The 16245-nt window shown below is 58.7% G+C and carries 5 protein-coding genes; 3 read left to right on the top strand and 2 right to left on the bottom strand.

The window, feature by feature from the left end; genetic code table 11:
- Positions 1 to 314: 314 nt before the first annotated feature.
- The gene (locus ACYYKW_RS25150) at positions 315 to 938 is read right to left on the bottom strand and encodes a glutathione S-transferase family protein (RefSeq protein ID WP_464991458.1); all 624 of its coding nucleotides are present in this window, start codon (positions 936 to 938) and stop codon (positions 315 to 317) included.
- A gap of 98 nt (positions 939 to 1036) precedes the next feature.
- On the bottom strand, positions 1037 to 1855 hold the full coding sequence (locus ACYYKW_RS25145) for an alpha/beta fold hydrolase (protein WP_464991457.1): 819 nt from the start codon (positions 1853 to 1855) through the stop codon (positions 1037 to 1039).
- A 221-nt stretch (positions 1856 to 2076) separates the two neighbouring features.
- On the opposite strand from ACYYKW_RS25145, the gene ACYYKW_RS25140 reads away from it, so the two are divergent.
- The 3 genes from ACYYKW_RS25140 (at position 2077) to ACYYKW_RS25130 (ending at position 15697) form a co-directional block, all read left to right on the top strand.
- On the top strand, positions 2077 to 3783 hold the full coding sequence (locus tag ACYYKW_RS25140; protein ID WP_464991456.1) for a ShlB/FhaC/HecB family hemolysin secretion/activation protein: 1707 nt from the start codon (positions 2077 to 2079) through the stop codon (positions 3781 to 3783).
- Positions 3784 to 3884: 101 nt separating this feature from the next.
- A complete protein-coding gene (locus ACYYKW_RS25135) occupies positions 3885 to 15170 on the top strand; it encodes a two-partner secretion domain-containing protein (RefSeq protein ID WP_464991455.1) in 11286 nt (3761 codons plus the stop codon).
- Positions 15171 to 15172: 2 nt separating this feature from the next.
- Positions 15173 to 15697 (top strand): hypothetical protein, encoded by a 525-nt coding sequence (locus tag ACYYKW_RS25130; protein ID WP_336355521.1) that lies wholly within the window; start codon positions 15173 to 15175, stop codon positions 15695 to 15697.
- Positions 15698 to 16245 lie beyond the last annotated feature (548 nt).

Genomic DNA, 16245 nt, shown 5'->3' with positions numbered 1-16245 from the left:
TGGGAGCGCAGCGACCGTACGACGAAGTCGTACACAGCGGAAGGAGGTGCAGCGCAGCAAACCGTAGCCGCTGCGCCCGGATCGATCCCGCAGCGAAGGGACCCGAGCCTGCGAGGGCCGTACGTAGGAGCAAAGACTTTTGGTTCCTTTTTGGCGTCTGAAAAAGGGACTCGCCGTAAGGGCGAAACCCTAAGCAGCCGTTACCGCAGCAACGGATATGTACACAAAAATCAGAAAATCAGAGCCTGAAAGAAAGCCATCGCCAGCAGGCTGGCTCCCACAGATTCAAGAGCATCGCGGCCAGATTCAAAAGCTCACGGCGTACCATTACGCCCATACAACCGATACCCCTCACGCAAACTCAACCGCTCGTAATAAGCGCTGACCGCCGGGAAATCAGGATGCGCCAGCGGCGTTTTGAACCAGCGATTCACCGACAGCCCGATCGGAATGTCCGCCAGAGAAAACGCCTCCCCGCTGACGTAAGCCCCGGTCTTCTGCAACTGGCGATCAAGAATCTCCATGTTCCGCGCCCAGTCCCGACAACCGGCGGCCAGCGCAGCGCTGTCCTGGTAATCCGGGGACTTTCGCACCAGCGCCATCAGCGGATACGACCACGACCGATTCAGCTCCGAAGCCTGCCAATCGATCCACTGATCAACTTGCGCCCGCGCCCGCGCTTCTACGGGATAAAGCGCCGCGTCGCCATAACGCGTCACCAGATAACGAATGATCGTATTCGATTCCCACAGGGTGAAATCATCGTCCTGAATCACCGGCACCATTGCGCACGGATTGAGCGCGAGAAACTCCGCTGTATGCGTCGACTGAAACCCCGATCCCCAGTCTTCGCGCTCGAACGGAATGCCCAATTCGGCACACGTCCACAGCACCTTGCGCACGTTGATCGATGAAGCCTTTCCGAGTATCCGCAACATGGATTGTCCTTCCCGAGAGTCGATACAAGCCAATAAATAGCACAACAGAAAAAAGAAGGCCCGCACTCGGGCGGGCTCTTCTCGTTCATGTCGATTTATCAGCGTCGCAGGAACGCCAGCAAATCTTCATTCAACGCCTGTGCATGAGTCACGGCAAAACCGTGCGGCGCACCCGCATAGACTTTCAGCTCGGCGCCCTTGATCTGCGCAGCGGCCTGTTTGCCGGTGGTTTCGAACGGCACGATCTGGTCACCGTCACCGTGGATTACCAGCGTCGGCACATCAACCTTGGTCATGTCCGGGCGGAAGTCGGTTTCCGAAAACGCGGTGACGCAATCCACCGTACCTTTCAAGGACGCCATCAGGGCGATGTTCAGGGTCTGCGTGAGCACGCCGTCGGAAACCGTCTGGCCTTGATTGGTGCCGTAGAACGGCGCGGCAAAATCGGCGATGAACTGCGCGCGGTCCTTCAGCAGGCCAGCCTTGATCCCGTCGAACACCGACTTGTCGACGCCTTGGGCGAAGTCGGGCTTCTTGCCGAACAGCGGCGTTACTGCACCCAACAACACCAGGCCAGCCACACGCTCGCTGCCGTGCCGGGCAATGTAGCGGCTGACGTCACCGCCACCCATGGAGAAACCGACCAGGGTCACGTCGCGCAGGTCCAGATGGTTGATCAGACCGGCGATGTCATCGGCGAAAGTGTCGTAGTCATAACCGGTCCACGGCTGATCAGAGCGGCCAAACCCGCGACGGTCAAAGGCGATGGTGCGGTAGCCGCGGCTGCTCAGGTATTCCATCTGGTATTCCCACATGTCGGCATCCAGTGGCCAGCCATGGCTGAACAGCACGGGTTTGCCGCTGCCCCAGTCCTTGTAATAGATCTCGGTGCCGTCTTGGGTCTTGAAGGTGCTCATGAAAACTCCTTGTGATCGTGTGTGGGTATGACTGAATGCCGAATGGGCAGCGTTCACTATCTGCGCAACAACGGTTTTGCACTTGTACGCAGGTGCTGGTTTTACCCGCGCAACATCGCCTCGAGCCCGACCAATGGTAGAACATAAGTTTGACGTCAAAATGATGGCCACCTAATATCGCGCCACTATTTTGATATCACTTTCGTCTCGAGGGATCGAACATGTCCTCACCCGCCCTCGTGGCGCGGTTGTGCGTAGCGTTGCTGTGCCTTTCTCCGCTTCATTTCGCCGTTGCTGCACCCACTCCCGGTGAAACCGACCTTATCCGCGACCGCCAGAATCGCCTGCTCGAAGAGCAGCAGCGCCGTCTCGAAGAACTCAAGGATTTGCCCGGCAAAGATCTCAAGCCAGCGCAACCGGCAACTCCCACCGATAGCCGCTGTTTCCCGATCGAGCACATCGAACTCAAAGGCGCAGACAGCCTGAGCGAGGGCGAAAAGACACGCCTGCTCAAGCCTTACATCGGCGCATGCCTCGGCGTGCCCCAGCTCAATGAGCTGCTCAAAGTCATCACCGATCACTACATCGAGAAGGGGCTGGTCACCAGCCGCGCCTATCTGCCGCAACAGGACCTGTCCAGCGGGCATCTGCAAGTGCTGGTGGTCGAAGGCCGGCTCGAAGGCATGAAGGGCACCGACAACAGTCGGCTCTCGGATCGTGAGCTGGCCATGGCCTTTCCCGGTAAAACCGGAGAGCTGGTCGACCTGCGCGAGATCGAGCAGATGGTCGATCAGCTCAATCGCCTGCCGTCCAATCAGGCAAAAATGGAGCTGGCCCCCGGGCAGAATGTCGGCGGCAGTGAGGTGCGTGTGACCAACACGCCGCAGAAGCCATGGCGCGCCGGGCTGTCGCGCAGCAACGACGGCCAGCGCAGCACCGGCGAACAGCAGTGGGGCACTTCGTTCGACTGGGACAGCCCGCTCGGCCTGGCCGATCAGTTGAGCTTGCGCGGCGGCCACGATGCGATGACCGACCATCAGCACACCTCCAACAACGCCATGCTTAATTACAACCTGCCGTGGGGCTGGTGGACGTTCAGCTACACCTACAGCCAGAGCGGATACCGTTCGCAGATCGCCGCCAATGGCTACAACTTCAAGCAGACCGGCGACAGCGAAAACCATCAGCTGCGCGCCGAGCGGGTGATTCATCGCGACTCGGTCAGCAAGACTTCCCTCAGCGCCGGCGTGTCGTACCTGCGCACCAACAACTTTATCGAAGACAGTAAGCTCAAGCTGAGCAGCAACCGCATCAGCGAAGCGCAGTTCGGCCTCAACCACGGCCGCCGTATCGGCAGTGCGTTCGTCAACTTTGACGCCGGCGTGCAGGAAGGCATCGGCGCCTTCGATGCGCAGGGCAGCCACGATCCGGGCCCCGGTGAACCCGAAGCGCGCTACCGCAAATACAGCGCAACCCTGAGCTACTTGCAGCCGTTCAAGCTGTGGGGCGAGTCGTTCAGCTTCAGCAGCCTGATGACCGGTCAGCGCAGCGAAGACGTGCTGTTCAGTTCGCAGCGCACCAGCCTCGGCGGATCGTCATCGATCCGTGGCTACAAGGACCAGTCGCTGTCCGGCGACAGCGGTGGCTACTGGCGCAACGATCTGCGCTGGAGCCGGCCGGTGAGCGCCGACTGGCTGCAACCGGTGTTCGCCGAGTACGGCGCCAGCCTCGGTTACGACCAGGGTGTGATCGCCAACGATCGCTACAACGGCGATCAGCACGGGCGCATGTCGAGCAACTCGCTGGAGCTGTTCGCCCGCGGCCAGCACGTCGCCGCCAGCGTGACCTTTGCCCATTCCCTGGAACGACCGGATGCGCTGCCCGAGCGCGAAGCACCGATCTATTTCCGCCTCGACTTTTTCATCTGATAACGACTTTCTAGAGAACCGCCCACATGGACGTTCGTCACCCCGTCTCGCTCGCCGATCAGCCCCGCGCAGCCGCAAACAACCAGGAGACTTTCCTTGGCATGCCCAAGCGCGGCCTGGCCTTTGTGCTGGCGAACGTCATGTTCTGGCAACCGCTGTGGGCGCAGGCTGACGGCATCGTCGTCGCCAACCCGAACACCACGCTGGATCGGGCCGGCAACGGTGTGCCGATCATCAACATCGCCACGCCCAATGCCAGCGGTCTGTCGCACAATCAGTTCCACGATTACAACGTCGGTGCGCAGGGTGTCATCCTTAACAACGGCGCAACGCAAACATCGAACACGCAGTTGGGCGGCCATGTCATCGGCAACCCGAACCTGAGGAACAGCGGTTCAGCGCAAGCGATTCTCAACGAAGTCATCAGCGGTAACCCGAGCCAGTTGCGTGGTTATACCGAAGTGGCGGGGCAATCGGCGCGGGTGATCGTCGCCAACCCGTACGGCATTACCTGCAATGGTTGCGGTTTCATCAACTCGCCGCGCGTCACTCTCACCACCGGTAAACCGGTGATCGAAAACGGCCGACTGGACCGGTTCCAGGTCGACCAAGGTACGGTAGCGATTGAAGGCGCGGGCATTAACGCGAGCAACGTCGATCGTTTCGAGATCATCACCCGCAGCGCGAAAATCAACGCACAGATTCAGGCGCAGAACCTGGCGATTGTTGCCGGTCGCAACGACGTCAATGCCGACAGCCTGAATGCCACCGCCCGCGCCGATGACGGCAGCGCCAAACCGCAACTGGCGATCGATTCCTCGGCGCTCGGCGGCATGTATGCCGGGGCGATCAAACTGGTCGGCACCGAAGCCGGGGTCGGGGTGAAACTCGACGGCAAACTGATTGCCAGCGGCGGTGATATCCAGCTCGACGCCAACGGCCAACTGAGCCTGGCCGACACCTCGGCCACCGGCGCGGTCAACGTCAAAGCCGCCAGCCTCGATGCAAAAAGCCCGATCTACGCCGGCACCGCGCTGAACGTGCAAACCCAGGGCAACCTGACCAACCGCCAGACCCTCGCCGCACGCGACAGCATCACCCTCAGCGCCGGCGGTCAATTGACCAACGCCGGAGCCATCGAGGCCGGCATCAATGCTGACGGCAGCCGCAATGCCAACGGCGATCTGAGCCTGAGCGCACGGATCGTTGATAACGCCGGCAAAAGCCTTGCCGCCAGCCGCAACCTGAGCGTCAACGCCACGCAAATCCTGAACAACCAGAGCGGCATGCTCAGCGCGAAAAACATCACCGTCACGGGCGGCGTGCTGAACAATCTCAGCGGCCAGGTGCTTGGTGATCTGGGCCTGTCGATCGATCTGCGCGGTGCGCTGGACAATCGTGACGGTGTGCTCGGTTCGGGCGCTGCGGTGTTCGTCAGAGCCGCGAGTCTGGATAACCGCCAGGGTGGTGCGTTGGTCAGCGATGGCAGCCTGACGACACGCATCAGCGGCACGCTCGACAACCGCAACAAGGGCGATATCTCTGCCAAAGGCGCCATCGATGTGCAGGCCGGTACGCTGGATAACCGCGACGGCAAAATCATCGGCAAAAGCATCCTGGCGTTGCGCGGCGATGCGGTAGATAACCGGGCCGGGGTGATTCAGGCTGATCAGCAGTTGAACGTGAATATCGCGCAACTGGATAACCGCGACAAAGGCGTGATCAGCGCCAAGGCCGGCCTTACTTACGTCGGCAACCGTCTGGACAACAGCGGCGGTCTGGTCAGCGCAGCGGGGCCTTTCAATCTCACGGCCGCCGAGATTCAAAACGCCGCCGGGCGGATTTCCAGTCAGGGCGACCTGCTGGCGACCATCGGTCTGCTGCAACAGCAGGGCGGCGAACTGGTCGCCCAGGGCAATCTGAACCTCAGCGGTAATACCCTCGACAACCGGAACGGTGGTCTGGTCGGCACTACCAAAGCGCTGACACTGAGCGTTGACGACATCGATAACCGCAGCGGCGAGATCTCCAGCAGCCTGTTGCTGAACGTCAAAGGCCTGCGCCTGGACAACAGCGATGGCGGCAAGATCCTCGCCGGTACCGACCTCGGTCTGAGCGTCGCCAGACTGATCAACCAGAACAAGGGTTTGATCTCCGCCGTCAAAGGCGCGGCGACCGTCACTGGCACGACGCTGGACAACAGCGGCGGCACGCTCGGCAGCCTCAACGGCCTGGTGATCACCCTGGACGATGCACTGATCAACGCCGGAATCATCAGCACTGAAGGCGCGCTAAGCGTCAACGCCGCGCGTATCGACAACCGCAACGGCAGCCTCGGCAGCGCCGGTCATCTGCGCCTGACCAGCACCGGCGCGTTGCTCAATTCGGGCGGTTCGATCAGCACGGACTCCGCGCTGACCCTCAACAGCGCCAGCCTGGATAACAGCCACAAAGGCGTGATCTTCGGCCAGGGCATCAGCCGCGTCGAAACCGGCGCGTTCGACAACAGCGCTGGCGGCAAGCTCACCAGCGGTGCGGCACTGACGCTCAAGGCCGGGCAGGCCAACAACGCCAGCGGGCGCATCGCCAGCCAACAGGCGCTGGACGTTTCGCTGACCGGGCTGGATCAGCAGGGCGGCGAACTGTTCAGCAAGTCCGATCTGACCCTCGATCTGCATAACGGCCTGCTGAATAACCAGAACGGCTTGATCAACGCGCCGGGCACGCTGCTGCTGAAAAACCTCAACAGTGTGAATAACCAGAATGGTGAAATCTCGAGCCAGCAAGCCTTCACGCTTGCCGCGCAAAACCTCGATAACAGCAACGGCAAACTGCTCAGCCAGCAGAACCTGACCCTGCGCATTGCGGCGGCTTTGAACAACTTAAAAGGCGTGATTTCCGGCGCTTCGGTGGACAGCCACAGCGCCAGTCTCGGCAACGGGCAAGGCCTGATCAGCAGTCGCGGCGCGTTGCTGTTGACCGCCGACAAGGCTCTGAACAACCAGCTCGGGACGGTCATCGCTGACGGTCAACTGACGGTTACCGCCGATGAGTTGGTCAACGGCGAAGGCAGCATTGCCGGTAAAGCCGACGTGAGTGTCGAGGCGCGCACCGTCAACAACCAGAAAGGCCAGTTGATCGCCACCGGCGTACTCAAACTCGACGCCGATCAACTCGACAACCGGCAGAACGGCTTGCTCGGTTCAAGCCAGAACATGACTTTGACCGTTGCTGATCTGGACAACCGTGGCGGCGAGATCAGCACTAACGGTGATCTGCACATCAGCGGCACTAAGCTCGACAACAGCGAGGGCGGCAAGGTCTTCACCGGCAAGGCACTGACCCTGATCGTCGATGAGGTGATCAACCGCAGCAAAGGCCTGATCGACGCCGGCACATCGTTGGACCTGCGCGGGCGCACCCTGGTCAATGGTGGATCATTGCTCAGTCAGCACGATCTGCAATTGACCCTCAGCGGCGCTTTCGATAACAGCCAGGGCAAGGTCAGCAGCGAGCAGGCGCTGACGGTCAAAACGGCGCAACTGACCAACAATGGCGGCAGCCTGTCCAGCGCCGGCGATCTGACCGTCAACAGTGACGGTAGCGTCGACAACCAGGGCGGCCAGATCGTCACCGACGGCGCGCTGGTGCTTAACAGCGCCAGCCTCGACAACCGCTCGCAGGGCACCCTCAGCGCTAAAGGCGCCGTCAGCATCAGCACGGGCGCCTTCGATAACAGCACTGGTCGGCTCAGCAGCGCCGACACGCTGAACCTGACTGCCGGCCAGGTCACCAACGGCGGTGACGGCAGTATTGGCAGCCAGAAAGCCCTTACAGCCTCGGTCACCGGCTTCGATCAACGCGGCGGCAAACTGTTCAGCAACTCAAGCCTGAGCCTCGATCTGAACTACGGCCAGTTGAACAACATCGGTGGTCTGATCAACGCACCGGGGACGCTGCTGCTGACGCAACTCAACGGCGTCAACAACCAGGGCGGCACGATCTCCAGCGCTGAAGCCTTTACGCTTGCCGCGCAAACTCTCGACAACAGCAACGGCAAGCTGCTGAGCAATCAGAGCCTGACCCTGCGTATCGCCGCAGCCCTGAACAACGTGCAAGGCATGATCGGCGCCGCAGCCATCGATGTGCAGGCCGCGAGCCTGAACAACAGCGGTGGCAGCGTGGTCAGCCGTGGCGACCTCGACCTGAGCGTCGATGGCCTGCTGCGCAACGACGCCAAAGGGCTGATCAGTGCCGCGCAAACCCTTGGGATCAGCAGTGGCGAGTTGAACAACCGCGACGATGGCCTGATCAACAGTCAGGGCCAGCTGACGCTGACCGCCACCGATCTGGACTCCAGCAACGGCGGCGAAGTCTCCGCCAGTGGCGACATCGATCTGCACCTGACCTCGCTGACCCAGAACGGCGGCCGCCTGCTCGGCGATAAAGCCGTCACCCTCGACCTGGCCAACGGCAACCTCGATAACCAGAACGGCTTGCTCACCGCCCAAGGTCCGCTGGCCCTCAAGCGTCTGCGTGACCTGAACAACCAGAGCGGCGAAATCTCCAGCAACCTCGGTTTCGATCTGATCGCCCAAGCGGTCAACAACACGTCGGGCAAAATCATCAGCGGCGAAAAACTGCTGCTGCGCGGCACTACTCTGATCAACCAGAAAGGCCTGCTGTCAGGCTGGCAAGGCCTCACCGTCAATGGCGACAGCCTGGACAACCGCAACGGCGGCACGCTCTCGAGCAAGTTCGCCGAGGTATCGGTCGATCTCAAGAACGCGTTGCTCAACAGCAACGCCGGCGCCGTGGTTGCGCAGGGCGATTTGAACATCAAGGCCGGTTCGCTCGACAACAGCGACAAAGGCAACCTCAGTAGCGCAGCCGGGCAGACCCTGACGCTCAGCGGCGCGCTGAACAACAACCTCGGCGGCCTGATTTCCAGTGGCGCGGCGCTGGATATCGTCAGCACGGCGTTCACCAATGCCGGCGGGATAATCAATGCCGAGCAGGCGTTCAACGCCACCGCTTCGCGCCTCGACAACCAGGGTGGACAGGTCGCCAGCAATGCGGCGATCACCCTCAACCTGAGCGGCGAGCTGAACAACACCGCCGGCAAACTCGCCGCCGCAGGGCCGATGCTGATCAAGGGCGTGACCGATCTGCGCAACCAGAACGGCCAGATCGCCAGCCAGAAAAGCCTGGAGGCGCGCACCGGTTCGCTGGACAACAGCAACAAGGGCACGATCGCTGCCAATGATCAGTTGCAGCTCATCGCGACGGGCGCCGTCAACAACAGTGGCGACGGTCTGATCTACAGCAAGAACGCTGACGTGCAATTGACCGCGGCCAGCCTGGGCAACGCCAAAGGTTCGATTCAGAGTGAAACTGCACTAACCCTCGACGTCAGCGGCAACTTCGACAACCAGAGCGGCAAGGTCATCGCCCAGAACGGCAATGTCCTGGTCAAAGCCGCCAACATCGATAACCGTGGCGGCACGCTGTCGAGTATCAAAGGCGCATTGGAAGCACGTACGGTGGGCGTGCTGCGCAACGGTTTTGATCTCAATAACAATCGTAAGGGCGGGATCATTCAGGCGCAGAGCCTGATCCTCTCGGCGCTGGCCGGCCTGAACAACAACGGCGGGCGGATTTCCGCACAAGCGGCAGACCTTGGCGTGACCACGGCGGCGCTGGATAACAGCAGTGGCGTGCTCTATTCGAAAGGCCTGCTGAGCGTCAGCGGCACCAGCCTGGAAAACGCCGGTGGCCAGATCGCTGCCAACCGCATCGACTTCGGCCTCAGCGACACACTGCGCAATGGCGCGGGCGTCATCGAAAGCACCACTCAACTGTCCGTCAAAGCTGCCAGCGTCGACAACCAGAACGGCCGTCTGCGTTCGCTGGGCAATAGCGGCAAGACCCTGTTCCAGATCGGCGGTTTGCTCGACAACCGCAACGGCGTGCTGGAAACCGCCAACGTCGACATGACCCTCGCACTCGGCGGCTTCCTCAATGGCGGCGGGCAACTCAACCACGTCGGGCGTGGCAAGTTCGACATTTCCACCGCCAATGTCATCGGCGCCGGCGGCAGCATCGTCACCGGTGGCCTGCTGGAACTCAACGCCGATACCTGGAGCAACTCCAACGTCATTCAGGCCGGTCGCCTCAACGTCAACGTGCGCGAGTTCAGCCAGACCGCCAGCGGCAAATTGTTGGCGTCGGATTCGTTGCAGATCCGCGGTGGCAACTGGACCAACGATGGTTTGATCGCCAGTGACGGATCGATTGACATGCGCTTGTCCGGCAACTATGGCGGCAACGGGCGCTTGACCAGCCTGCGCGACACCTATCTGTCTGCGGCTTCGATGAACCTTGGCGCGGCCGGCAGTTTTGCCGCAGGTGCGACGTCGACGATCCAGATTGACGGGCAACTGCTCAATGCCGGTCGCATCACGTCCGGCGAAGACCTGACTGTCAACGCTGGCAGCCTCGTCAACCACGGCACCCTCGGTGCGGCGCAGAACCTGAGCGTCAAGGCGCCCGTCTTGCTGAACGACCGCGGGCTGATTTTCAGCGGCAACGACATGACCCTCAGCGTCGGCACGCTGACCAACCAGAGCGGCGATTTCTACGGTCTGGGCAACGTGGTGATCGCCGGCTATAGCGGCGGTACGCGCGCGGCCGGGGTGTACAACATTTCCGGTTCGATGGAGAGCGGCGGCGGGTTCACGCTGGATGCCGACGTGTTCGAGAACCGCACCGAAGGGCCAACGGCGTCGGCTGAGCGCAAGTTGATCTCGGGGTTGATCGCGGCCAGTTGCGGTGACTGCGTGGGCAGTACGTTCAACAACTTCCTTGCGACTCGCGAGACGTACCAGTTCATCGACACCGACAACAGCGCGTCCGCCGTCCTCAACGTCGGCAAGGACTTCGTCTTCCACGGCGGTACGTTCCTCAACAGCAAAAGCACGATAGCGGCGGGCGGTGGCATCGACATCACCGCGGTCAGCCTGAAGAATATCGGCACCCAAAGCGGGACCATCGAGGTCACCCGTCAGTACAACTTCGAAATGGGCACGGGCACCACGGCGCAATTCATGGCCAACGTGATCATGCCTTACAACCAGCGCAACAACCCTGATTTCCCGTTCGTGTATTACGTGATCGCGCCGGAAGGTCTGATCCGCAAAGCCATCGCCAAAACCGTGGGCAACGGCATCGTTATTGTCGACGCCGAGACGGGCGAAAACGTAGGTAGCCGCAAGTATGGCCGGGCCATGTCGGGTTACAGCGCCGGCTTCGAGACATCGACGCCATCGTTGTACGACCCAAACAATCTGCTGGCGATACCGACCGAACTGGCGCAATTCCAGAAAGGCAATCCGGTTGAAGTGAGCGTCGATGGCGCGGGTGCGCCCGGCACAACGACCGGACGCAACGCGGTGATTCAGTCCGGTGGCAAGGTCTCGATCAACGCCACCAAAGAAATTGAAAACAGCGTTATCCAGCAGGACTACAGCGCCAGCGGCGGCACCAACAAAGTTGCCGAAACCAGCGTCGGCAACAGCAACACCACCGTTGTGCGCATCAATAGTCAATTGCCACCGGACCTGGCCCAACAGCAGGTCAATCCGCTGAGTCTGCCAGGGTTTTCCTTGCCGACCGGTGAGAACGGTCTGTTCCGTTTGAGCGGGCAGGGCAGCAGCGGGACTGCATCCGGCAATACCGGTCCCGCGCCGACATGGACGGTCGCTACTGAATCAGTAAACGCTCTGGATCACCTGGTCGCCGGCACTGCTGGCGGTCCCCGCAACCTGTTCGTCGACGGCCCGGCTCCGGTCTCCGACAGCACCCGTGCCGTCGATACGTTCCACCGCACGCCAACCGTGGTGAAGGCCGTTGCCAGCGAGATTGACGTCGAGTTGCCGCAGAGTTCGGCGGGCCCCGGCATGAAAGACCGGGGCAACGACGCCAAGGAGTCCATCGACACCCGTCCGGTCACCCGCGTGACTGGCCTACCGGACACCCAGGCACCGTCCAACCCACACAAATACCTGATCGAAACCAACCCGGCACTCACCGACCTCAAGTCGTTCATGAGCTCCGATTACCTGCTCGACAAACTTGGCTACGACCCCGACCAGAGCGCCAAGCGCCTCGGTGATGGCCTCTATGAACAACGCCTGATCCAGCAAGCCGTCACCGCGCGCACCGGTCAGGCGTTCCTCGACGGCCAGACCTCCAACGAGGGCATGTTCAAGTACCTGATGAACAACGCCATCGCCAGCAAGGACGCGCTCAACCTGTCGGTCGGTGTTGGCCTGACGTCGCAGCAAGTCGCCGCGCTGACCCACGATATCGTCTGGCTCGAAGAGCACGAAGTGAACGGCGAAAAAGTGCTGGTGCCGGTGGTGTATCTGGCGCAAGCCAATGGCCGTCTCGGCCCGACCGGGGCGCTGATTGCCGGTAATGACGTGACGCTGATCGCTGGGGAAAACCTCGACAACGTCGGCACGCTGAAAGCTACTAATAATCTGTCCGCGACAGCCGGCAAGGACCTGATCAACAGCGGCTCAATCGAAGCGGGCAATCGTCTCGACCTGCTGGCAACCAACAACATCATCAACAAGGCCGGCGGCATCATCACCGGCAAAGACGTCAGCCTGACCACCCGCACCGGCGATGTGATCAACGAGCGGACCATCACCTCGATGGACGACCAGTACGGCTCCGTCACTCGTCATCAGGATTTTGCCGACAACGCAGCACGCATCGAAGCCGTGAATGACCTGACCATCAAAGCGGCGAAGGACATCAACGTCATTGGCGGCGTTCTGAAAAGCGGGCAGGACATGACGCTGAATGCCGGGCGTGATGTGAATGTGGCGTCGGTGCAAGTCAATGACAGCGTGTCACTGGGCTCGCGGGCAAATGCCAGCGATACCACCCAACTGGGTGCCGAGATCGACGCCGGTCGAGATTTCAAGGCAGACGCCAAACGCGACATCAACGTCATCGCCAGCGAGATCGATGCCAAGCGTGATGTGTCGATGAAGGCGACCGAGAATCTGGTGATTACCTCGGCGGCGGACGAGGAACATTCGGACTCGAAAAACAAAAACGAAAAGCGCCAGGAGGACCATGTTACCCAGGTGATGTCTGGTATTACCGCAGGCGGCGACGTCAAGCTGGATGCGGGCAAGGACCTGAGTGTGATTTCCAGTCGGGTGACGGCGGGGGATGAGGCGTATCTGGTGGCGGGCGATAACCTGCAGATTCTCGCTTTGCAGGACACCGATTACTCGCTGTACGACATGAAGAAAAAGGGTGGCTTCGGCAAGCTGAAAATGCAGCACGACGAGGTTACCGACAACAAGTATGTCGGCTCCGAGATCAAGTCTGGCGGCGATCTGACCCTCAAGAGCGGCGGCGATCAGCTTTATCAGGTGGCCAAGCTTGAAAGTGGCAATAACATCACCCTGGACAGCGGTGGCTCGATCACTTTTGAAGCGGTAAAAGACCTTCACAATGAAAGCCATAGCAAGACCGACAACAACGCTGCTTGGGTGTCCTCCAAAGGCAAGGGCAACACTGACGAAACCCTTCGCCAGACCCAGATGATTGCCAAGGGCAACATCGTTATCAAAGCCGTCGATGGCTTGAAAATCGACATCAAGGATGTAAATCAGCAGTCCGTCAGCCAGACCATCGACAGCATGGTCAAGGCTGACCCGCAACTGGCGTGGTTGAAAGAAGCCGAGGCCCGTGGGGATGTCGATTGGCGGCTTGTGAAGGAAGTTCACGAATCGTTCAAGTACAACAATTCGGGCCTTGGCCCGGCGTCCCAAATGATCATTGCGATCGTGATGGCTGCGGTCGTTGGACCGGCAGCTTTGACGGCGATGAGTGGGATGGGCACGTTCTGGGCGGCAACTTATGCTGCTGTGGCTACCGGCGCAGCGACGAATGCGACGACCAGTTTTATCAATAACGGTGGGGACCTTGGAGCTGTTTTTGCGGACGTCACTTCATCTGATGCGCTGCAGGGGTATGTGATTTCTGGGCTGACGGCCGGTTTGATGTCGGAGTATCTGAATAAGCTGACTGGGGTGAAATTTGACCCCAATGGCAAATACGCCGGACCGTCATTGGCCACGTGGGAGGGCGTGAGTAAGTTTGCCGGCAGTCAGGTCATCCAAGGTGGTACGTCTGCGTTGATCACCAAGGCAGTGGGAGGCGATGCTGACCTTGGCAATTTGCTGCAAACCGCACTTTTCAACACCGTCGCAGCGTTCAGCTTCAACCTGGTCGGTGACCTGACGAAGGGTGTTGTGGATGATGGCTCTGCGACGAAAGTCATTATTCACGCTGCGGTCGGTGGGCTGCTGTCCGAAATGACTGGTGGGGATTTCGCCACGGGCGCGTTGGCGGCTGGGGCGAATGAGGCTCTTGTCGGTGAAATGAATAAATGGTTTGAGGGCAACACCAACCTTTTACTCATGGGTTCCCAGTTGGTAGGGATTATTTCGGCAACAGCATTAGGCAATACAGATGCGACCACGTTGCAACAAACGGCGTGGATCACCAACAACGCTACTCAATTTAATTACATGGGGCATCAAGAACTCGACGACCTGGAACAGTCTGCACGTACTTGTGAGCAAAAAGGTAACTGCGATGAGGTTAAAGAGAGCATACGCACTCAGTCAGTTTTAGATGACGACGCGCTGACATCCTTGTGCAAAAGCAGTCCAGAGCAATGCGTTCAGTACTATGGGGACTTGCTCCATGACCGAAATAGCCTGCAAGAACGTCTTGCAACAATGTATTTCGATGACAGTATTCCTTCTATGTTTAAGGAGGATTTGCATCGGTTCCAACTGCAAAACAGCTCAGCTATTGCCACTCTCACTCAAGCACAGTCAGAACTTGATTTAATAAATAGGGGCGTGGATCCTGAAAAAGCCGGATGGCTAAGCGATCTGCTAGCAGTCATGGGAGGAATGCTGGGTGGCGGTAAAGGAGGCGGGACGAAGACAACGGGCACGGTCTGGGATAAGATTAAGCCTACCGACCCAGCCCTGAATGGAACATCGATACCGAAGTCATTCGAAATTTCTACCGAAGGTGGTAGCTTCTGGGTACATCCAAATGCTACAAAGCACATCGAAGAGTTCTTGACCCGAAATGGTTTGTCGCATACATCTTCTATGGCCAGTCAAGCGATGCTTGGCAGTTTTCAGAACGCGCTTAATAGTGCTGCTACACAGGGCATCAAGTATGGGGAAATTATGCAAGTCGGTCGATGGGAACTGATTATCAGCGCTGGGCGTCCCGGAGATCCATTACCAGTTGTAAAACATGCGCTTTATAAATAATCATGATGAGACTTAACAGTATATTAGAATGTGAAGGTACTATCGTCGAAATCGACGAGTATGTGCCATTGATAGTTCGGTTTGGGTCGAGTCGCGATTCTCTGCCATTATATTGGCGTGCGGGGAATGGCAAAACGTCTCTTTTAGAAATTGGATTAAATAGATATACGGGGCAAATTATAAATGTGACCGTTGTTGCCGCCGGCTCTGTAAAAATGGAGGGTTGGAAGGCAAGAGTAGACGGCTTCATATTGGATGTTGGAATTCCGGCGTTTAAACTCGAACGCTGGGGAGCAGGGGGTAGTTACTCAGATAACTATATCGACGATTTTAGTGTTGAGTTTGAGCTTGTCGTGGGTGTTGATGAAGCTTGCATTCTTCTAGGTAAGCGCCAGGATATTGATAGGGTAGTAGAAAATGGATGTGTAAGCTTCGGGTTTTCCTCAAGCGGTGAGTTGTTATCAATTCTGATCTCGTGCTTGCGGCCTAATGAGGTGGCTCTGTTAGAAAGTCATTTTTTTCCTTAGGTGTAAAGGGGACAGACCACGTTTAATGTAATTGACTGCAACAATACGTAGAAATTTGCCGTCATGTTTACCTTTCGGCCCGCTAAGCTTTCAGTTTGACCAATTGAAAGGATTCATCGATGCCGCGTAGAGCCCGAGTTTTGATACCAGGTGTACCGCTCCACTTGATTCAGCGAGGAAACAATAGATCTGTCTGTTTCTTTACCGAGCAAGATTATCTTTTTTATCTGGAGCTTTTGGTCGAGCAGGCTTCTAAAAATGATAAGTAAAGGGGGACAGACCACGTTTGATTAATTGACTGGGAGACAAATGGGGACAGACCACGTTTAGAAAGCACTCCAAAACCGTGGTCTGTCTTCTTTTTACCATTTTTACTTTTTACTCCTTAAGTTTGCCAAAAACGTGGTCTGTCCCGTTTCCCCGTACCCTTTTTTTTCCCATAGGCGATTTTGTCCCGTTACCTTAAGTTCGCGGAGGACTTATGGCGTCAATTCATATTGAGGAAATTCAAAAAATCTTGTCTGAGCAAGGCAATAAAGATGCCTTGC

It is taken from the genome of Pseudomonas sp. 15C, assembly GCF_055484735.1.
Note: the sequence above shows the minus strand (reverse complement) of the source record. Positions and strands in the feature narration are given on the sequence as shown.

Bases quoted from the DNA above. Each gene is read 5' to 3' on its own strand.
- ACYYKW_RS25135 (WP_464991455.1), top strand. From the start codon at position 3,885: ATGCCCAAGCGCGGCCTGGCCTTTGTGCTGGCGAACGTCATGTTCTGG.
- ACYYKW_RS25150 (WP_464991458.1), bottom strand. From the start codon at position 938: ATGTTGCGGATACTCGGAAAGGCTTCATCGATCAACGTGCGCAAGGTG.
- ACYYKW_RS25145 (WP_464991457.1), bottom strand. From the start codon at position 1,855: ATGAGCACCTTCAAGACCCAAGACGGCACCGAGATCTATTACAAGGAC.
- ACYYKW_RS25130 (WP_336355521.1), top strand. From the start codon at position 15,173: ATGATGAGACTTAACAGTATATTAGAATGTGAAGGTACTATCGTCGAA.
- ACYYKW_RS25140 (WP_464991456.1), top strand. From the start codon at position 2,077: ATGTCCTCACCCGCCCTCGTGGCGCGGTTGTGCGTAGCGTTGCTGTGC.